Source organism: Staphylococcus roterodami (assembly GCA_022493055.1).
Taxonomy (GTDB): Bacteria; Bacillota; Bacilli; order Staphylococcales; family Staphylococcaceae; genus Staphylococcus; species Staphylococcus singaporensis.
On sequence record CP092781.1, the window covers coordinates 555,332 to 575,606 of the forward strand.

Consider the following 20,275-nt stretch of genomic DNA (forward strand, 5'->3'; position numbering starts at 1 on the left):
GATGTAAATAATTTCCATTATATGAAAATAGGCTTAGCTTCACCTGAAAAAATCCGCTCATGGTCATTTGGTGAGGTTAAAAAACCTGAAACAATCAACTACCGTACATTAAAACCTGAAAAAGATGGTCTATTCTGTGAAAGAATTTTCGGACCTACAAAAGACTGGGAATGTAGTTGTGGTAAATACAAACGTGTTCGCTACAAAGGCATGGTCTGTGACAGATGTGGTGTTGAAGTAACTAAATCTAAAGTACGTCGTGAAAGAATGGGACACATTGAACTTGCTGCTCCAGTTTCACACATTTGGTATTTCAAAGGAATTCCAAGTCGTATGGGATTATTGCTTGATATGTCACCAAGAGCATTAGAAGAAGTTATTTACTTCGCTTCTTATGTTGTTGTAGACCCAGGTCCAACTGGCTTAGAAAAGAAAACATTATTATCTGAAGCTGAATTCAGAGAATATTATGATAAATACCCTGGTCAATTCGTTGCTAAAATGGGTGCAGAAGGTATCAAAGATTTACTTGAAGAGATTGATTTAGACGAAGAACTTAAATTATTGCGTGACGAGTTAGAATCAGCTACTGGTCAAAGACTTACTCGTGCAATTAAACGTTTAGAAGTTGTTGAATCATTCCGTAACTCAGGTAATAAACCTTCATGGATGATTTTAGATGTACTTCCAATCATCCCACCAGAAATTCGTCCAATGGTTCAATTAGATGGTGGACGTTTTGCAACAAGTGACTTAAATGATTTATACCGTCGTGTAATTAACCGTAATAATCGTTTGAAACGTTTATTAGATCTAGGTGCACCTGGTATTATCGTTCAAAATGAAAAACGTATGTTACAAGAAGCAGTTGATGCTTTAATAGATAATGGTCGTCGTGGTCGCCCAGTTACTGGTCCAGGTAACCGTCCATTAAAATCTCTATCACATATGTTAAAAGGTAAACAAGGTCGTTTCCGTCAAAACTTACTTGGTAAGCGTGTTGACTATTCAGGTCGTTCGGTTATCGCTGTAGGTCCAAGCTTGAAAATGTACCAATGTGGTTTACCAAAAGAAATGGCACTTGAGCTATTTAAACCTTTTGTAATGAAAGAATTAGTTCAACGTGAAATTGCTACTAACATTAAAAATGCTAAGAGTAAAATCGAACGCATGGATGACGAAGTATGGGATGTTTTAGAAGAAGTGATTAGAGAACATCCAGTTTTACTTAACCGTGCACCAACACTTCACAGATTAGGTATTCAAGCGTTTGAACCGACATTAGTTGAGGGTCGTGCGATTCGTCTTCATCCACTTGTAACAACAGCTTATAACGCTGACTTTGATGGTGACCAAATGGCTGTTCACGTTCCTTTATCAAAAGAAGCTCAAGCTGAAGCAAGAATGTTAATGTTAGCTGCACAAAACATCTTGAACCCTAAAGATGGTAAACCAGTAGTAACACCGTCTCAGGATATGGTACTTGGTAACTATTACCTTACTTTAGAAAGAAAAGATGCAGTAAATACAGGTGCAATCTTTAATAATACAAATGAAGTATTAAAAGCATATGCAAATGGATTTGTTCATTTACACACTAGAATCGGTGTACATGCAAGTTCATTTAACAACCCTACATTTACTGAAGAGCAAAACAAAAAGATTCTTGCTACTTCAGTAGGTAAAATTATTTTCAATGAAATTATTCCAGATTCATTCGCTTATATAAATGAACCTACGCAAGAAAACTTAGAAAGAAAAACACCTGATAGATATTTCATCGATCCTACGACATTAGGTGAAGGTGGCTTAAAAGAATACTTTGAAAAAGAAGATTTAATTGAACCATTCAATAAAAAATTCTTAGGTAATATTATCGCTGAAGTATTCAATAGATTTAGTATTACTGATACGTCAATGATGCTAGACCGTATGAAAGACTTAGGTTTCAAATTCTCATCTAAAGCTGGTATTACAGTAGGTGTTGCTGATATCGTGGTATTACCTGATAAGCAACAAATCCTTGATGAACATGAAAAATTAGTCGACAGAATTACAAAACAATTCAATCGTGGTTTAATCACTGAAGAAGAAAGATATAATGCAGTTGTTGAAATTTGGACAGATGCAAAAGATCAAATTCAAGGTGAATTGATGCAATCACTTGATAAAACAAACCCAATCTTCATGATGAGTGATTCAGGTGCCCGTGGTAACGCATCTAACTTTACACAATTAGCTGGTATGCGTGGTTTAATGGCTGCACCATCAGGTAAGATTATCGAATTACCAATCACTTCATCATTCCGTGAAGGTTTAACAGTACTTGAGTACTTCATCTCAACTCATGGTGCGCGTAAAGGTCTTGCCGATACAGCACTTAAAACTGCTGACTCAGGATATCTTACTCGTCGTCTTGTTGACGTGGCACAAGATGTTATTGTTCGTGAAGAAGACTGTGGTACAGATAGAGGTTTATTAGTTTCTGATATTAAAGAAGGTACAGAAATGATTGAACCATTTATCGAACGTATTGAAGGTCGTTACTCTAAAGAAACAATTCGTCATCCTGAAACAGATGAAGTAATCATTCGTCCTGATGAATTAATTACACCTGAAATCGCTAAGAAAATTACAGATGCTGGCATCGAACAAATGTATATTCGTTCAGCCTTTACATGTAATGCGAGACACGGTGTTTGTGAAAAATGTTACGGTAAAAACCTTGCGACTGGTGAAAAAGTTGAAGTTGGTGAAGCAGTTGGTACAATCGCTGCACAATCAATTGGTGAACCAGGAACACAGCTTACAATGCGTACGTTCCATACAGGTGGGGTAGCCGGTAGCGATATCACTCAAGGTCTTCCTCGTATCCAAGAGATTTTCGAAGCACGTAACCCTAAAGGTCAAGCAGTGATTACGGAAATCGAAGGTGTTGTTGAAGATATTAAATTAGCGAAAGATAGACAACAAGAAATTGTTGTAAAAGGTGCTAATGAAACAAGATCATACCTTGCTTCAGGTACTTCAAGAATAATTGTAGAAATCGGTCAACCAGTACAACGTGGTGAAGTATTAACTGAAGGTTCTATTGAGCCTAAGAATTACTTATCAGTTGCTGGATTAAATGCGACAGAAAGTTACTTACTAAAAGAAGTACAAAAAGTTTACCGTATGCAAGGGGTAGAAATCGACGATAAACACGTTGAGGTTATGGTTAGACAAATGTTACGTAAAGTTAGAATTATTGAAGCAGGTGATACGAAGTTATTACCAGGTTCATTAGTTGATATTCATAACTTTACAGATGCGAACAGAGAAGCATTTAAACACCGTAAACGTCCTGCAACGGCTAAACCAGTATTACTAGGTATTACGAAAGCATCACTTGAAACAGAAAGTTTCTTATCTGCAGCATCATTCCAAGAAACAACAAGAGTACTTACAGATGCAGCAATTAAAGGTAAACGTGATGACTTACTAGGTCTTAAAGAAAATGTAATTATTGGTAAATTAATTCCAGCAGGTACAGGTATGAGACGTTATAGTGACGTTAAATACGAAAAGACTGCTAAACCAGTTGCTGAAGTTGAAGCTCAAACAGAAGTGACTGAATAACATTTATATAACAGGGGCTAATTCGTTAGCCTCTTGTTATTTTTATGTAAATTATTTGATTTGATGTTGACTAATTCTGTTGTTCAATGTTAATATATTAAAGGTTGATGCAAGCAGAACTTTGGAGGATAAGTTATTGTCTAAGGAAAAAGTTGCACGCTTTAACAAACAACATTTTGTAGTTGGTCTTAAAGAAACGCTCAAAGCGTTAAAGAAAGATCAAGTTACATCTTTGATTATTGCTAAAGACGTAGAAGTATATTTAATGACTCGCGTGTTAAGCCAAATCAATCAGAAAAATATACCTGTATCATTTTTCGAGAGCAAACATGCTTTAGGTAAATATGTAGGTATTAATGTCAATGCGACAATTGTAGCATTGATTAAATGAGAATTAGTAAGTATTTGTACTTACTAAATTTTATTTAACTTAAAAATGAACCACCTGGATGTGTGGGATTAAAAAGTGAAGAGAGGAGGACATATCACATGCCAACTATTAACCAATTAGTACGTAAACCAAGACAAAGCAAAATTAAAAAATCAGATTCTCCAGCTTTAAATAAAGGTTTCAACAGTAAAAAGAAAAAATTTACTGACTTGAACTCACCACAAAAACGTGGTGTTTGTACTCGTGTAGGTACAATGACACCTAAAAAACCTAACTCAGCGTTACGTAAATATGCACGTGTGCGTTTATCAAATAACATTGAAATCAACGCATACATCCCTGGTATCGGGCATAACTTACAAGAACACAGTGTTGTACTTGTACGTGGTGGACGTGTAAAAGACTTACCAGGTGTGCGTTACCATATCGTACGTGGTGCACTTGATACTTCAGGTGTTGACGGACGTAGACAAGGTCGTTCATTATACGGAACTAAAAAACCTAAAAACTAAGCATTTAGTTCATAGCTAAATCTTACAATTAAAATATTTAATATAAGGAAGGGAGGATTTACATTATGCCTCGTAAAGGATCAGTACCTAAAAGAGACGTATTACCAGATCCAATTCATAACTCAAAGTTAGTAACTAAATTAATTAACAAAATTATGTTAGATGGTAAACGTGGAACAGCACAAAGAATTCTTTATTCAGCATTCGACTTAGTTGAACAACGCAGTGGTCGTGATGCATTAGAAGTTTTCGAAGAAGCAATCAACAACATTATGCCAGTATTAGAAGTTAAAGCTCGTCGTGTAGGTGGTTCTAACTATCAAGTACCTGTAGAAGTTCGTCCAGAACGTCGTACTACTTTAGGATTACGTTGGTTAGTTAACTATGCACGTCTTCGTGGTGAAAAAACGATGGAAGATCGTTTAGCTAACGAAATTTTAGATGCAGCAAATAATACAGGTGGTGCCGTTAAGAAACGTGAGGACACTCACAAAATGGCTGAAGCAAACAAAGCATTTGCTCACTACCGTTGGTAAGATAAAAGCTTTTACCCTGAGTGTGTTCTATATTAATGATTTATCATTAAGCGTTCATGCTTAGGGCATCGCCATATCTATCGTATTTATTCAGTAATATAAACTGGAAGGAGAAAAAATACATGGCTAGAGAATTTTCATTAGAAAAAACTCGTAATATCGGTATCATGGCTCACATCGATGCTGGTAAAACGACTACGACTGAACGTATTCTTTATTACACTGGCCGTATTCACAAAATTGGTGAAACACACGAAGGTGCTTCACAAATGGACTGGATGGAACAAGAACAAGACCGTGGTATTACAATCACGTCTGCTGCAACAACAGCAGCTTGGGAAGGTCACCGTGTAAACATTATCGATACACCTGGACACGTAGACTTCACTGTAGAAGTTGAACGTTCATTACGTGTACTTGACGGAGCAGTTACAGTACTTGATGCACAATCAGGTGTTGAACCTCAAACTGAAACAGTTTGGCGTCAGGCTACAACTTATGGTGTTCCTCGTATCGTATTTGTAAACAAAATGGACAAATTAGGTGCTAACTTCGAATACTCTGTAAGTACATTACATGATCGTTTACAAGCTAACGCTGCTCCAATCCAATTACCAATTGGTGCGGAAGACGAATTCGAAGCAATCATTGACTTAGTTGAAATGAAATGTTTCAAATATACAAATGATTTAGGTACTGAAATTGAAGAAATTGAAATTCCTGAAGATCACTTAGATAGAGCTGAAGAAGCTCGTGCTAGCTTAATCGAAGCTGTTGCAGAAACTAGCGACGAATTAATGGAAAAATATCTTGGTGATGAAGAAATTTCAGTTGCTGAATTAAAAGAAGCTATCCGCCAAGCTACTACTAACGTAGAATTCTACCCAGTACTTTGTGGTACAGCTTTCAAAAACAAAGGTGTTCAATTAATGCTTGACGCTGTAATTGATTACTTACCTTCACCACTAGACGTTAAACCTATTATTGGTCACCGTGCTAGCAACCCTGAAGAAGAAGTAATCGCGAAAGCAGACGATTCAGCTGAATTTGCTGCCTTAGCGTTCAAAGTTATGACTGACCCTTATGTTGGTAAGTTAACATTCTTCCGTGTGTACTCAGGTACAATGACATCTGGTTCATACGTTAAGAACTCAACTAAAGGTAAACGTGAACGTGTAGGTCGTTTATTACAAATGCACGCTAACTCACGTCAAGAAATCGACACTGTATATTCAGGAGATATCGCTGCTGCGGTAGGTCTTAAAGATACAGGTACTGGTGATACTTTATGTGGTGAGAAAAATGACATTATCTTGGAATCAATGGAATTCCCAGAGCCAGTTATTCACTTATCAGTAGAACCAAAATCTAAAGCTGACCAAGATAAAATGACTCAAGCTTTAGTTAAATTACAAGAAGAAGACCCAACATTCCATGCACACACTGACGAAGAAACTGGACAAGTTATCATCGGTGGTATGGGTGAGCTTCACTTAGATATCTTAGTAGACCGTATGAAGAAAGAATTCAACGTTGAATGTAACGTAGGTGCTCCAATGGTTTCATATCGTGAAACTTTCAAATCATCTGCACAAGTTCAAGGTAAATTCTCTCGTCAATCAGGTGGTCGTGGTCAATACGGTGATGTTCATATTGAATTCACACCAAACGAAACTGGCGCAGGATTCGAATTCGAAAACGCTATCGTTGGTGGTGTAGTTCCTCGTGAATACATTCCATCAGTTGAAGCTGGTCTTAAAGATGCTATGGAAAATGGTGTCTTAGCAGGTTACCCATTAATTGATGTTAAAGCTAAATTATATGATGGTTCATACCATGATGTCGATTCATCTGAAATGGCCTTCAAAATTGCTGCATCATTAGCACTTAAAGAAGCTGCTAAAAAATGTGATCCTGTTATCTTAGAACCAATGATGAAAGTAACAATCGAAATGCCTGAAGAATACATGGGTGACATCATGGGTGACGTAACATCTCGTCGTGGACGTGTTGATGGTATGGAACCACGTGGTAATGCACAAGTTGTTAACGCTTATGTACCACTTTCAGAAATGTTCGGTTACGCAACATCATTACGTTCTAACACTCAAGGTCGTGGTACTTACACTATGTACTTCGATCACTATGCTGAAGTTCCAAAATCAATCGCTGAAGATATTATCAAGAAAAATAAAGGTGAATAATATAACTTGTTTTGACTAGCTAGCCTAGGTTAAAATACAAGGTGAGCTTAATTCTAAGCTGTCATCTTTATAGTTTGATTTTTTGGGGTGAATGCATTATAAAAGAATTGTAAAATTCTTTTTGCAATCGCTATAAATGATCTTCTCATGATGGTGAGAAACTATCATGAGAGATAAATTTAAATATTATTTTCAATCAGAATAGGAGAGATTTTATAATGGCAAAAGAAAAATTCGATCGTTCTAAAGAACATGCCAATATCGGTACTATCGGTCACGTTGACCATGGTAAAACTACTTTAACAGCAGCTATCGCTACTGTATTAGCTAAAAATGGTGACTCAGTTGCACAATCATACGACATGATTGACAACGCTCCAGAAGAAAAAGAACGTGGTATCACAATCAATACTTCTCACATTGAGTACCAAACTGACAAACGTCACTATGCTCACGTTGACTGCCCAGGACACGCTGACTATGTTAAAAACATGATCACTGGTGCTGCTCAAATGGACGGTGGTATCTTAGTAGTATCTGCTGCTGACGGTCCAATGCCACAAACTCGTGAACACATTCTTTTATCACGTAACGTTGGTGTACCAGCATTAGTAGTATTCTTAAACAAAGTTGACATGGTTGACGATGAAGAATTATTAGAATTAGTAGAAATGGAAGTTCGTGACTTATTAAGCGAATATGACTTCCCAGGTGACGACGTACCTGTAATCGCTGGTTCAGCTTTAAAAGCTTTAGAAGGCGATGCTAAATACGAAGAAAAAATCTTAGAATTAATGGATGCTGTTGATACTTACATCCCAACTCCAGAACGTGATTCTGACAAACCATTCATGATGCCAGTTGAGGACGTATTCTCAATCACTGGTCGTGGTACTGTTGCTACAGGCCGTGTTGAACGTGGTCAAATCAAAGTTGGTGAAGAAGTTGAAATCATCGGTTTACATGACACATCTAAAACAACTGTTACAGGTGTTGAAATGTTCCGTAAATTATTAGACTACGCTGAAGCTGGTGACAACATTGGTGCATTATTACGTGGTGTTGCTCGTGAAGACGTACAACGTGGTCAAGTATTAGCTGCTCCTGGTTCAATTACACCACATACTGAATTCAAAGCAGAAGTTTACGTATTATCAAAAGACGAAGGTGGACGTCACACTCCATTCTTCTCAAACTATCGTCCACAATTCTATTTCCGTACTACTGACGTAACTGGTGTTGTACACTTACCAGAAGGTACTGAAATGGTAATGCCTGGTGATAACGTTGAAATGACAGTAGAATTAATCGCTCCTATCGCGATTGAAGACGGTACTCGTTTCTCAATCCGTGAAGGTGGACGTACTGTAGGATCAGGCGTTGTTACTGAAATCATTAAATAATTTCTAATTTCTTAGAATTTATATAAAAGAAGATCCCTCATTTGAGGGGTCTTTTTTTGCTTTTTAGAATATGTATACATGATTAAGTGTAAAGCATTATTGCACGCTAATTATTTATGATAAACTACTATTTTCTAAAGTGTCTATATTAATTGATTAATTATTAATTGGAACTCATAAAATAAGACTCTCTATCAAATTGGACTGATTTGTCCAATTTGATAGAGAGCCAACTTTATCTTATAGTCATTTATGTTTGGTTAATTTTTAAATACGTGTTCAAGTTCTAGTATTTTTAAGAAAACTGAAACACCATATTTTAGTGACTTTTCATCTATATCAAATTTTGGATTATGATGTGGTGCTGTAATGCCCTTATTTTCATTGCCACAACCAGTTAAAAAGAAAGCACCAGGTCTGACCTTTAAATAATGTGAAAAATCCTCACCAATCATCATTAAATCTGATTCATTAAACCGTAAGTGCAAGTCATTTGTTGCTGATCTAATAACTTGATACGCTTTTTCATTATTATGAACCGGTAAATAACCTTTAATGTAATTCAAGTCATATTCAATATCATTTGCAATTGCTAAACCTTGAAGTAATTTATCTATTTTATGCATCACATGATCTTGAATATTTGAATCAAATGTTCGAACTGTCCCTTTGCAATATGCTTGGTCTGGGATAACACTATCTGATGTACCAGCTTGAATCATTCCAAATGACAGTACAGCTTGTTTTACTGGATCAATGGTACGAGATATGATTTTTTGTGCACTCAAGATGAATTCTGCCATGATTACAATTGGATCAATTGTTTCATGTGGCTTAGCGCCATGTCCACCACGCCCTTTAATTGTGACACTAAATTCATCAGGTGATGCCATAATAGCGCCAGCGCGTGAATGAATGGTACCCGTAGGATAACCACTCCATAGATGTGTTCCGTAAATTTTGTCTACATTGTCTAAGCAACCAGCGTCAATCATTTCTTGTGAGCCACCTGGCATTATTTCTTCACCATATTGGAATATTAATACCACATTACCGTTCAATAATTGTTTATGTTCATCTAGTATTTCTGCTACAGTCAATAACATAGCTGTATGACCATCATGGCCACAAGCATGCATGCATCCAGGATTTTTAGATTTATAAGGAACATCATTTAATTCCTCGACAGGCAATGCATCGAAATCTGCTCTCAACGCAATTGTAGGACCATCACCATTGCCTTTAAATGTTGCCTTAATACCATTACGTCCAATAGGTGTTTCAATATCACATGATAGTTGGCTTAATTGGTTAACAATATAATCATGTGTTTGGAATTCTTCAAATGACAACTCAGGATATTGATGTAAATATCTTCTAAGTTGAATGGTTTTATTTTCTTTGCTATTCGCTAATTGAAACCAATCTAACACCTTAATCACTACTTTCTAAAAATATTGATTATAGTATAACATTTAATTAATTCATCATTCCAAATGATTGCTTTAGTAAATTTTGTATTAAATGATAAGGCTTTCAAGTTTGTTGAAATTCCTGTATGATTAGGTTATTACCTAACAATACTAAAGGGGGATTATACACTGTGGTTCAATCATTACATGAGTTTTTAGAAGAAAATATAAATTATCTAAAAGATAATGGTTTGTACAATGAAATTGATACAATTGAAGGTGCAAACGGACCTGAAATTAAAATCAATGGAAAAAAATATATTAACTTATCTTCAAACAATTATTTAGGACTAGCAACAAATGAAGATTTAAAAAATGCTGCTAAAGCTGCAATTGACTCACATGGTGTTGGTGCTGGTGCTGTGCGTACAATCAATGGTACTTTAGATTTACACGATGAATTAGAAGAGACATTAGCAAAATTTAAAGGTACTGAGGCAGCAATTGCATATCAATCAGGTTTTAATTGTAATATGGCTGCTATTTCAGCTGTAATGAACAAAAATGATGCAATTTTATCTGACGAGCTTAATCATGCATCGATTATTGATGGTTGTCGTTTATCTAAAGCTAAAATTATTCGTGTTAACCATTCGGATATGGATGATCTGCGCGCTAAAGCAAAAGAAGCTGTTGAATCAGGTCAATACAATAAAGTGATGTATATCACTGATGGCGTATTTAGCATGGATGGAGATGTGGCTAAATTACCCGAAATTGTTGAAATTGCTGAGGAGTATGGTTTATTAACTTATGTAGACGATGCTCATGGTTCAGGTGTAATGGGTAAAGGTGCCGGAACAGTTAAACATTTTGGCTTACAAGATAAAATTGATTTCCAAATAGGTACTTTATCTAAAGCTATTGGAGTTGTTGGTGGTTACGTTGCAGGTACAAAGGAATTAATCGATTGGTTAAAAGCTCAATCTCGACCATTTTTATTCTCAACATCATTAGCACCTGGAGATACTAAAGCAATTACAGAAGCAGTTAAAAAATTAATGGCTTCAACTGAATTACATGACAAGTTATGGGAAAATGCTAAGTATTTAAAAAATGGCTTGTCAAAATTAGGATATAATACTGGTGAGTCTGAAACGCCTATTACACCAGTGATTATTGGTGATGAAAAAACAACACAAGAATTTAGTAAACGTTTAAAAGATGAAGGCGTTTATGTTAAGTCTATCGTATTTCCAACTGTTCCAAGAGGTACTGGACGCGTTAGAAATATGCCAACAGCTGCACATACAAAAGAAATGTTAGATGAAGCAATTGCAGCTTATGAAAAAGTTGGAAAACAAATGAATTTAATTTAATGTTATATCTTAAGAAACTCACGATAAAATATAGCGTGGGTTTCTTTTAATTTTTACAATATAGTGAAAAGATTTTAAATATTAAAGAAGTCATGTAATAAGGTTTAAATAGCTTTTAAGAGTTAGCAATATCAAATGTTCATAGAAAAGAGTAAGCATGGTAATTTTAAGTTAAAAGCTGATTTATTGTCATAGATGTTTAGTGAGCGTATTATTTGTCTATAGTCATATTAAATAAAGAGAGAAAGTAGGAATTAACTATGTCACAAGATGTAAATAATTTAAGTAAGCAACCAACACCAGATAAAGCAGAAGATAACGCGTTTTTCCCCTCACCGTATTCATTAAGTCAATATACTGCACCTAAAACTGACTTTGATGGTGTTGAACACAAAGATGCATATAAAGAAGGCAAATGGAAAGTTTTGATGATTGCTGCAGAAGAAAGATATGTGTTGTTAGAAAACGGCAAAATGTTCTCAACTGGTAATCATCCAGTCGAAATGTTATTACCTTTACACCATTTGATGGAAGCTGGTTTTGATGTTGATGTTGCAACTTTATCAGGTTATCCTGCTAAATTGGAATTATGGGCTATGCCGACTGAAGACGAAGCAGTAATTAGCACTTATAACAAATTAAAAGAAAAATTAAAGCAACCTAAAAAATTATCTGATGTAATCAAAAATGAATTAGGTCCAGATTCAGACTATTTATCAGTATTTATTCCTGGTGGACATGCTGCAGTTGTCGGAATTTCAGAAAGTGAAGATGTTCAACAAACATTAGATTGGGCATTGGAAAATGATAGATTTATAATTACACTATGCCATGGACCAGCGGCACTACTTTCAGCAGGACTTAACAGAGATAAATCTCCATTAGAAGGATACTCTGTTTGTGTATTCCCTGATTCACTAGATGAAGGTGCAAATATTGAAATAGGATATTTACCTGGTCGTTTAAAATGGTTAGTTGCTGATTTATTAACTAAACAAGGATTAAAAGTTGTTAATGATGATATGACAGGTAAAACTTTAAAAGATCGTAAATTACTTACAGGTGATAGTCCACTAGCTTCAAATGAATTAGGTAAATTAGCAGTTAATGAAATGTTAAAGGCTATTCAAGATAAATAATTGATTATTGATTAGAGAGCTTCTCATTTTTATGAGGGCTCTTTTTTATGACGATTTTTAAGGCAAGACTTGTAAAATAGTATCTAATACGAGTATGATTTAAGAAAACGCTTACGATAATAGAAGTGGCAAAAAGAGATTCGGGGGAAAGAAAATGTCTTATAGTATTGGAATAGATTTTGGAACTGCATCAGGGCGTGTATTTTTAATTAATACAGCAAATGGTCAAGTTGTTTCGAAATTTGTAAAAAATTATACACATGGTGTGATTGAAAATGAACTCAATGGCTTAAAAATACCACATACATATGCACTACAAAATAGTAATGATTATCTAGAAATTATAGATGAAGGTATAGCACACTTAATAACGGATTCTAAAATAGATCCAGCTGAGATTGTTGGTATTGGTATAGATTTCACCTCATCTACTGTTATCTTTACTGATAAAAATCTTAATCCTATTCATAATTTAAAGCAATTTAAAAATAATCCACATGCTTATGTAAAATTATGGAAACACCATGGCGCATATAAAGAAGCGGAAAAATTGTACCAAACAGCATTAGAAAACAAAAATGAGTGGTTAGGACATTATGGTTATAATGTGAGCAGTGAATGGATGATTCCTAAAATAATGGAAGTTATGAATCAAGCACCGGAAATTATAGAGAAAACAGCTTATATCATGGAAGCAGGAGATTGGATTGTTAATAAGTTAACTAATAAAAATATACGCTCTAATTGTGGATTAGGTTATAAATCATTTTGGGAAGAAACTACAGGATTTCATTATGATTTATTTGATAAAATTGATCCTAAATTGTCTGAAGTTATTAAAGAAAAAGTATCTGCACCTATTGTAAATATTGGAGAATCAGTAGGGAAAATATCTGAAAATATGGCTCAGAAATTAGGGCTGTCAAAAGAAACTAGGGTAAGTCCATTTATTATTGATGCACATGCTAGCTTATTAGGTATAGGATCCGAAAAAGACAAAGAAATGACAATGGTAATTGGGACGAGTACATGTCATCTGATGTTAAATGAAAAACAACATCAAGTTCCTGGTATTTCAGGTTCTGTAAAAGGAGCTATTATCCCAGAATTATATGCGTATGAAGCTGGTCAATCAGCAGTAGGTGACTTGTTTGAATATGTTGCTAAACAATCTCCTAAATCATATGTTGATGAAGCTGAAAAAAGAGGCATCACAGTGTTTGAATTGATGAATGAGAAAATAGAACATCAGCTTCCCGGAGAAAGTGGACTCGTTGCTCTTGATTGGCATAATGGAAATAGAAGTGTATTAAGCGATTCCAATTTAACAGGGTGTCTCTTTGGATTAACTTTACAAACTAAACATGAGGAAGTTTATAGAGCTTATTTGGAAGCAACAGCATTTGGGACAAAGATGATTATGCAACAATATCAAGATTGGCATATGGAAGTAGAGAAAGTATTTGCTTGTGGTGGGATACCTAAAAAGAATGCAATTATGATGGATATATATGCCAATGTTTTAAATAAAAAATTAGTCGTTATGGATAGTGAATATGCACCAGCAATAGGTGCCGCTATACTAGGGGCTGTATGCAGTGGAGCGCATAACTCAATACACGAGGCTATTGATGCAATGAAAGAGCCAATACTATACGAAATTGAGCCAGAAGCAGAGAAAGTACAACGATATGAAAAATTATTCAAAGCTTATAAATCATTACATGATATCCATGGTTATAAAAAAGCACATATCATAAAAGAAGTTCAACAGCTAAGAAATATGTGAGCATATGTTTAATATTGTATAGTGAATAATAAAAGAATCTGACACGAAGTTACAAATTAGACCTTTTATGATGTGTAAATCATTAATATTTTAAATCTATACTAACTTACCTTTATGTGCATGTCATATATACAAGTAAGCGCTTTTATATTATAATTATTATGAAAATGAATATTATGTCCATTTGTGATGGACTGAGGTTATATAGAAGAGACAAAGGAGATATTTCTATGAAAAAAATTATGATAACTGGTGCGTTAGGACAAATTGGTACAGAATTAGTTGTTAAATGTAGAGAAATTTATGGTACGGATAATGTTCTTGCTACAGATATTAGGGAACCTGAAGCAGATTCACCAGTTCAAAATGGACCATTTGAAATCTTAGACGTTACAGACCGCGATCGTATGTTTGAGTTGGTTAGGGACTTTGAAGCTGACAGCTTAATGCATATGGCTGCTCTATTATCGGCGACTGCAGAGAAAAATCCAATACTTGCATGGGATTTAAACATGGGTGGCTTGATGAATGCATTAGAAGCTGCAAGAACATATGACTTACATTTCTTTACGCCAAGTTCAATAGGTGCATTTGGAGACTCAACTCCTAAAGTTAATACGCCACAAGTTACAATTCAACAACCTACAACCATGTATGGTGTTAATAAAGTAGCTGGAGAATTGTTATGTCAGTATTACTTTAAACGTTTTGGTGTTGATACCAGAAGCGTAAGATTCCCCGGTTTAATTTCTCATGTTAAAGAACCAGGTGGTGGCACGACGGACTATGCAGTCGAGATTTACTTTAAAGCAGTGAGAGATGGTCGCTATACAAGTTTCATTGATAAAGGAACATATATGGATATGATGTATATGGATGATGCGATAGATGCAATTATTAAACTTATGGAAGCTGACGATGCTAAACTAGAAACAAGAAATGGTTATAATTTAAGTGCAATGAGCTTTGATCCTGAAATGGTAAAAGAAGCTATTCAAGAATATTATCCAGAATTTAAGTTAGATTATGATGTAGACCCAATTAGACAAGGTATTGCAGACAGTTGGCCGGACTCTATTGATACTAGCTGTTCACGTGGTGAATGGGGCTTTGATCCAAAATATGATTTAGCAAGCATGACAAAATTAATGTTAGAAGCTATCGAACAAAAAGATAATGCTAAAATTAATAACTAATTAATTCCACTCACTTTAATACACGGAATATCATTTTAAATTACTCTTTATTTAAATAAACTATTGCATGAATATTTATTTGTCTTCTTATAGACAATGGATTTATAGGTGTAGTTCATTTTTAAATAAAGAGTTTTTTGTATTTAAAAGATATTATTAAAACACAGATTACTTGTTTCTATGAAATTAATACGTTTATACTAAAAGATATAGGCTTTCTGAAAAAGTGTTAATTAATTTTGAATTTTTAGAAAATTTATTGAACAGTAAATTAGGGATTGTTATAATTTAAGTTAAACAAATTCTTAAACTATATTATTAGGAGGCAATCATCATGTCACAACCAGTTAAAGTTGAATTACGCGAAACATTAAAAGAAAAACCTGATACATCTCAATTAGGATTCGGTAAATATTTTACTGATTATATGTTGAGTTATGATTATCATGCAGATAAAGGATGGCATGATTTAAAAATTGTACCTTATGGTCCGATTGAAATCTCACCAGCAGCGCAAGGTGTTCACTATGGACAATCAGTATTCGAAGGTTTAAAAGCATATAAAAAAGATGGAGAAGTAGCACTTTTCCGTCCTGAAGAAAACTTTAAACGTCTAAATAACTCATTAGCGCGTTTAGAAATGCCTCAAGTTAACGAAGCTGAATTGTTAGAAGGTCTTAAACAATTAGTTGATCTAGAAAGAGAATGGGTGCCAGAAGGAGAAGGACAATCTTTATATATTCGTCCATTCGTCTTTGCTACAGAAGGTGCACTAGGCGTAGGTGCGTCACATCAATATAAACTACTAATTATTTTATCACCTTCAGGCGCATATTATGGTGGTGAAACTTTAAAACCAACTAAAATCTATGTTGAAGATGAATACGTACGTGCTGTTCGCGGTGGTGTAGGTTTTGCAAAAGTTGCAGGTAACTATGCAGCAAGTTTATTAGCGCAAACGAATGCAAATAAATTAGGCTATGACCAAGTATTATGGCTTGATGGTGTTGAACAGAAGTATATTGAAGAAGTTGGTAGTATGAATATTTTCTTCGTTGAAAATGGTAAAGTGATTACACCAGAATTAAATGGTAGTATTTTACCAGGTATTACTCGTAAATCTATTATTGAATTAGCTAAAAACTTAGGATATGAAGTTGAAGAGCGTCGCGTTTCAATTGATGAATTATTTGAGGCATATGATAAAGGCGAATTAACAGAGGTATTCGGTAGTGGAACAGCAGCAGTTATTTCACCTGTTGGTACTTTAAGATACGAAGATCGTGAAATTGTAATTAATAATAATGAAACTGGTGAAATTACTCAAAAATTATATGATGTATACACTGGTATTCAAAATGGCTCTTTAGAAGATAAAAATGGTTGGAGAGTCATCGTACCTAAATATTAATCGAAAATTAAATATGATCATGACAACAATATACAAAAGTTAATCATGACCAAAATCCCTTTCAATTAAGCGAAGCATGGTAACAAAGTAAAGTTTACAATGATTATTGTTTAGCATTGAAGGGGATTTTACTTATTATATTTAAAAAAATAACCGCAAAACATTGTCCCTGCGTGTTCATTTTTCGCAAAAGCAACAATCATCTGAGATTAAGCACAATACGAATAAATAAACAGGAGTATTGATATTAATGGAATGGATATTATTTGATAAAGATGGAACTTTAATTGAATTTGATAGAAGTTGGGAAAAAATAGGTATAAGATTTGTTGAATCATTACTAGATACATTTCCAGTACAAAATAAAGAATTAGCACTTAGGCAATTAGGTGTTATGAAAGAGTCTATTGATCCAAAGTCAGTAATGGGATCTGGTTCATTACAGCAAATTATAGCGGCATTTAATGATGTGACAGGACAAGATACAACTGAATGGTCAAAGTCGACAAGTCAAAAACTTGTAGATGAACGAATTCCTGAAATTAATTGGGTAGATGGTGTTGAGGAAACACTTCAAAAGTTGAAGTCACGAGGGTACAAACTAGGTGTCGTAACAAGTGATACTAAAAAAGGTGTAGAACAATTTTTGACTCATACGAATGCAACATCATTATTCGATATAATTATCTCGACTGAAGCACATGCTTATGAGAAGCCCGACCCTAAAGTTTTAGCACCATTATTTGACAATCATCATGTGGCTCCTAATCAAGTTGCTATTGTAGGTGATACTGCCAATGATATGAAAACCGCTAGCAATGCAAATTTAGGGATGGCAATTGGTGTATTAACTGGCGTTGCAACTAAAGAAGAATTGTACGAAGCGGATGTAATTTTAAACAGTGCAAAAGATATTTTAGATGTATTAAAATGCAGTGTGTCAATAGTAAAACAAAAATTTCTTTAAAAAAATTTAAAATCGCGTAATTAAATCAAAATACTTAATAAATTATAAAAGTTACAATTATATTTATCTGAAAACACAAAAAAACTTAAATAACTTCATGTCTAATTATACAGACAATATACAATTTTTATACATTGAACGCTTCCGCACTCACGATAAATCGTTCGCTTAGACCAATGCATATTTACTGATGAGTTCTTTCAGAACATAATCAATAAATATGCATTCACAAAAAGATTAGCGATACGCTTGAATGACTTCCTCACTCGTTAAATAATTCAATACTGCACGCGGTCTTGTATTTATTCTTTCCACAGCTTTATATAATGCATCATCAGAAATATCTTTAAAATCTGTACCTTTCGGAAAATATTGACGTAACAAGCCATTCACATTTTCAATCGAACCTCTTTGACCTGGACAACCAGGGTCACTAAAATACACACGACAATTAAGTTCGCTTTCTAACAATAAGTAATTAGAAAATTCTTTACCTCTATCTACAGTAATTGTTTTTGGGCTTAAATCACGCATTAATTCAACAATCGCATCACATACATCTTTAGAACATCTTGAATCTAAACGACAAGCATATAAATATCTTGTTTTACGCTCTATAATTGTAACCAAACAAGCAAGAGAAGGACGCTTACTTAAAATTGTATCAATTTCATAATGCCCATATTCTTTACGCTCATTTATGAAATGTGGGACGATACATAATTGCACGATCGCCTACTTTAATTTTACCGCGCTTCTCTGTAGATTTATTATATTTTTTACCACCTTGCCTTAAATCTTTTTTAACATATTTGACCAAACCTTCACGTATATAACGATATATAGTAGGATAGCTTATATATACACCAATATCCTTCTCAATTCTTTCAGCTATCTGTCTTGGTGACCATTGACATGCTAATTTCTCTTCAATATATACTTTAGATTTTTCATCTAATTTTCGAGATTTCTCTTTATGTTCTTCAGAATGATTATAAGTTACCGAAGCATATTCTTGTGCTAAAACAGGGTCATAAACATCATCAAATGTATATCGCTTTAATTCATTTAAAATCACTGAATAATCTCTATCCAATAATCTAGCTATATCTGCAATAGGAACACCATCATAAAGATATTTCGCAATAGCTAAACGTGTAGTTAAATCTACAGGACGTCGTTTTCTTCGCTTTTTAGCCATTTTTCATCTTCTCCTTTACATTTTTAAACATCGTTTATAAAATATAATAGAAGAAGATGTAAAAGAAAGCAACTCCCAAACTGACAAATCGATTTAGGGAGTTGCTTTTGTCTATTCTTTTAAATTCTCTTCTTTATAATCTGGTTTATTTTCTTTCATAAATTTCTTGGGCTTCGCGTTATAATCTTCTTCATACTTTCCTGTTGTTTCATTTTTACGATATAGACTAGTCCATAAAGTATCGCTATCCTTCAAAGACTTATAAGTCAACGCAATAACTTTACCTTCGTTATAAACATAAATATTACTTTTATCACGCTTAAACTCTAATGTATCTTTTAATTGAGATTCTTTACTACTTTTATTCTCTAATTTAGAAACTTCCTCAATTTCTTTATCATATTTTTTACCACATGCAATTAAAGCTGTAGATATTACTAAAATCAATGTTATCAATAAAAATCGCTTTGTCATGATATAATCATCTCCTTTTTATTGAATTATATCATTATTTTATAAATTATCCACGCCCATTTTTTTGTAAATTAAAACGCTGTACATCATTAATTAACCATTTATCATTTGTACGCACCATATCAAGTTGTACAGATGTTTTACGGTTCTCAACTTCCTTTTGCCCCTCAGTATCAATACGCTCATTAAACTGCACAAATACTTTATAATTATCATGCTTAGGGTCATACTGATCAAAATAGACATGAATATCACTTACTGTTACATCGTCGAAAATACTAAACTTCTCTCTGTTATCACTAAACAACATATCATAATATTTTTCTGTTACTAATGGCTTAATTGATTTAGCTTTTTGTTTAAATGACGACCCTTTTTTTAACGTAAATAGCTCTGTTGTAAATGCTTGTGCTGTCTCACGTATTTGTTTTTCTTCCTCCGCAATCACTGTCTTAGATTGACGTTTTACACGTTGATGTAATGCCTTATTCGTATCTTTTTCTTGTTGTAATGATTGTTTTAATTCACTCACATGATTCTTTTCTTTTTGAACTTGTTGCTTCGTTGTTTGTGTACCTAAAAAATAAGCACTCACTGTTAAAACTGTCACAATCACAAAGCCAATAATCTTTAATTTCATCGT

Annotated in this window: 17 protein-coding genes; 12 read left to right on the top strand and 5 right to left on the bottom strand. The window is 34.1% G+C overall.

What is annotated here, in order from left to right; genetic code table 11:
* Window positions 1–21: 21 nt before the first annotated feature.
* The 6 genes from rpoC (at window position 22) to tuf (ending at window position 8,664) form a co-directional block, all read left to right on the top strand.
* Window positions 22–3,618 carry a DNA-directed RNA polymerase subunit beta' gene (gene rpoC, locus ML436_02645; protein UMT79478.1) on the top strand — a complete coding sequence of 1,199 codons (3,597 nt, stop codon included), beginning with the start codon at window positions 22–24 and terminating at the stop codon, window positions 3,616–3,618.
* Window positions 3,619–3,754: 136 nt separating this feature from the next.
* Window positions 3,755–4,009 carry a ribosomal L7Ae/L30e/S12e/Gadd45 family protein gene (locus tag ML436_02650; GenBank protein ID UMT78645.1) on the top strand — a complete coding sequence of 85 codons (255 nt, stop codon included), beginning with the start codon at window positions 3,755–3,757 and terminating at the stop codon, window positions 4,007–4,009.
* 98 nt (window positions 4,010–4,107) lie between these two features.
* On the top strand, window positions 4,108–4,521 hold the full coding sequence (rpsL, locus tag ML436_02655) for a 30S ribosomal protein S12 (GenBank protein ID UMT78646.1): 414 nt from the start codon (window positions 4,108–4,110) through the stop codon (window positions 4,519–4,521).
* Between the two features lie 65 nt (window positions 4,522–4,586).
* Window positions 4,587–5,057, top strand: coding sequence for a 30S ribosomal protein S7 (gene rpsG, locus ML436_02660; protein UMT78647.1), 471 nt, complete (start codon window positions 4,587–4,589; stop codon window positions 5,055–5,057).
* 122 nt (window positions 5,058–5,179) lie between these two features.
* Entirely contained in the window at window positions 5,180–7,261 is a 2,082-nt protein-coding gene (gene fusA, locus ML436_02665; protein ID UMT78648.1) for an elongation factor G, read from the top strand.
* Window positions 7,262–7,479: 218 nt separating this feature from the next.
* On the top strand, window positions 7,480–8,664 hold the full coding sequence (tuf, locus tag ML436_02670) for an elongation factor Tu (GenBank protein UMT78649.1): 1,185 nt from the start codon (window positions 7,480–7,482) through the stop codon (window positions 8,662–8,664).
* 260 nt (window positions 8,665–8,924) lie between these two features.
* On the opposite strand, the gene ML436_02675 is transcribed toward tuf, so the two are convergent.
* Window positions 8,925–10,097: a M20 family metallopeptidase gene (locus ML436_02675; GenBank protein ID UMT78650.1), complete on the bottom strand. Its 1,173-nt coding sequence runs from the start codon at window positions 10,095–10,097 to the stop codon at window positions 8,925–8,927.
* A 170-nt stretch (window positions 10,098–10,267) separates the two neighbouring features.
* Here ML436_02675 and ML436_02680 point away from each other — a divergent pair, with 170 nt between their 5' ends.
* The 6 genes from ML436_02680 to ML436_02705 all read left to right on the top strand — a co-directional run bounded on the left by ML436_02680 (window position 10,268) and on the right by ML436_02705 (window position 17,957).
* The gene (locus ML436_02680; protein ID UMT78651.1) at window positions 10,268–11,455 is read left to right on the top strand and encodes a glycine C-acetyltransferase; all 1,188 of its coding nucleotides are present in this window, start codon (window positions 10,268–10,270) and stop codon (window positions 11,453–11,455) included.
* A gap of 260 nt (window positions 11,456–11,715) precedes the next feature.
* Window positions 11,716–12,594 (top strand): protein deglycase HchA, encoded by an 879-nt coding sequence (gene hchA, locus ML436_02685; protein ID UMT78652.1) that lies wholly within the window; start codon window positions 11,716–11,718, stop codon window positions 12,592–12,594.
* A gap of 154 nt (window positions 12,595–12,748) precedes the next feature.
* Entirely contained in the window at window positions 12,749–14,383 is a 1,635-nt protein-coding gene (locus ML436_02690) for a ribulokinase (protein ID UMT78653.1), read from the top strand.
* Window positions 14,384–14,613: 230 nt separating this feature from the next.
* On the top strand, window positions 14,614–15,579 hold the full coding sequence (locus tag ML436_02695; protein ID UMT78654.1) for an NAD-dependent epimerase/dehydratase family protein: 966 nt from the start codon (window positions 14,614–14,616) through the stop codon (window positions 15,577–15,579).
* Window positions 15,580–15,913: 334 nt separating this feature from the next.
* Entirely contained in the window at window positions 15,914–16,990 is a 1,077-nt protein-coding gene (locus ML436_02700) for a branched-chain amino acid aminotransferase (protein UMT78655.1), read from the top strand.
* A gap of 250 nt (window positions 16,991–17,240) precedes the next feature.
* Window positions 17,241–17,957 (top strand): HAD family hydrolase, encoded by a 717-nt coding sequence (locus tag ML436_02705; protein UMT78656.1) that lies wholly within the window; start codon window positions 17,241–17,243, stop codon window positions 17,955–17,957.
* A gap of 237 nt (window positions 17,958–18,194) precedes the next feature.
* Here the strand turns inward: ML436_02705 and ML436_02710 are convergent, their stop codons facing one another.
* From ML436_02710 to ML436_02725, 4 genes are all read right to left on the bottom strand, one after another.
* Window positions 18,195–18,686: an IS30 family transposase gene (locus ML436_02710; GenBank protein ID UMT78657.1), complete on the bottom strand. Its 492-nt coding sequence runs from the start codon at window positions 18,684–18,686 to the stop codon at window positions 18,195–18,197.
* A complete protein-coding gene (locus ML436_02715; GenBank protein UMT78658.1) occupies window positions 18,652–19,158 on the bottom strand; it encodes a helix-turn-helix domain-containing protein in 507 nt (168 codons plus the stop codon). The genes ML436_02710 and ML436_02715 overlap by 35 nt, the downstream gene beginning before the upstream one ends.
* Window positions 19,159–19,269: 111 nt before the next feature.
* On the bottom strand, window positions 19,270–19,632 hold the full coding sequence (locus ML436_02720) for a DUF4467 domain-containing protein (protein ID UMT78659.1): 363 nt from the start codon (window positions 19,630–19,632) through the stop codon (window positions 19,270–19,272).
* Between the two features lie 46 nt (window positions 19,633–19,678).
* On the bottom strand, window positions 19,679–20,272 hold the full coding sequence (locus ML436_02725) for a hypothetical protein (protein UMT78660.1): 594 nt from the start codon (window positions 20,270–20,272) through the stop codon (window positions 19,679–19,681).
* Between the last annotated feature and the right edge of the window lie 3 nt (window positions 20,273–20,275).

Coding starts and splice junctions, on each gene's coding strand:
- rpoC (UMT79478.1), top strand. CDS start 22: ATGAAAATAGGCTTAGCTTCACCTGAAAAAATCCGCTCATGGTCATTT.
- rpsL (UMT78646.1), top strand. CDS start 4,108: ATGCCAACTATTAACCAATTAGTACGTAAACCAAGACAAAGCAAAATT.
- rpsG (UMT78647.1), top strand. CDS start 4,587: ATGCCTCGTAAAGGATCAGTACCTAAAAGAGACGTATTACCAGATCCA.
- fusA (UMT78648.1), top strand. CDS start 5,180: ATGGCTAGAGAATTTTCATTAGAAAAAACTCGTAATATCGGTATCATG.
- tuf (UMT78649.1), top strand. CDS start 7,480: ATGGCAAAAGAAAAATTCGATCGTTCTAAAGAACATGCCAATATCGGT.
- hchA (UMT78652.1), top strand. CDS start 11,716: ATGTCACAAGATGTAAATAATTTAAGTAAGCAACCAACACCAGATAAA.
- ML436_02690 (UMT78653.1), top strand. CDS start 12,749: ATGTCTTATAGTATTGGAATAGATTTTGGAACTGCATCAGGGCGTGTA.
- ML436_02695 (UMT78654.1), top strand. CDS start 14,614: ATGAAAAAAATTATGATAACTGGTGCGTTAGGACAAATTGGTACAGAA.
- ML436_02700 (UMT78655.1), top strand. CDS start 15,914: ATGTCACAACCAGTTAAAGTTGAATTACGCGAAACATTAAAAGAAAAA.
- ML436_02705 (UMT78656.1), top strand. CDS start 17,241: ATGGAATGGATATTATTTGATAAAGATGGAACTTTAATTGAATTTGAT.
- ML436_02715 (UMT78658.1), bottom strand. CDS start 19,158: ATGGCTAAAAAGCGAAGAAAACGACGTCCTGTAGATTTAACTACACGT.
- ML436_02720 (UMT78659.1), bottom strand. CDS start 19,632: ATGACAAAGCGATTTTTATTGATAACATTGATTTTAGTAATATCTACA.
- ML436_02725 (UMT78660.1), bottom strand. CDS start 20,272: ATGAAATTAAAGATTATTGGCTTTGTGATTGTGACAGTTTTAACAGTG.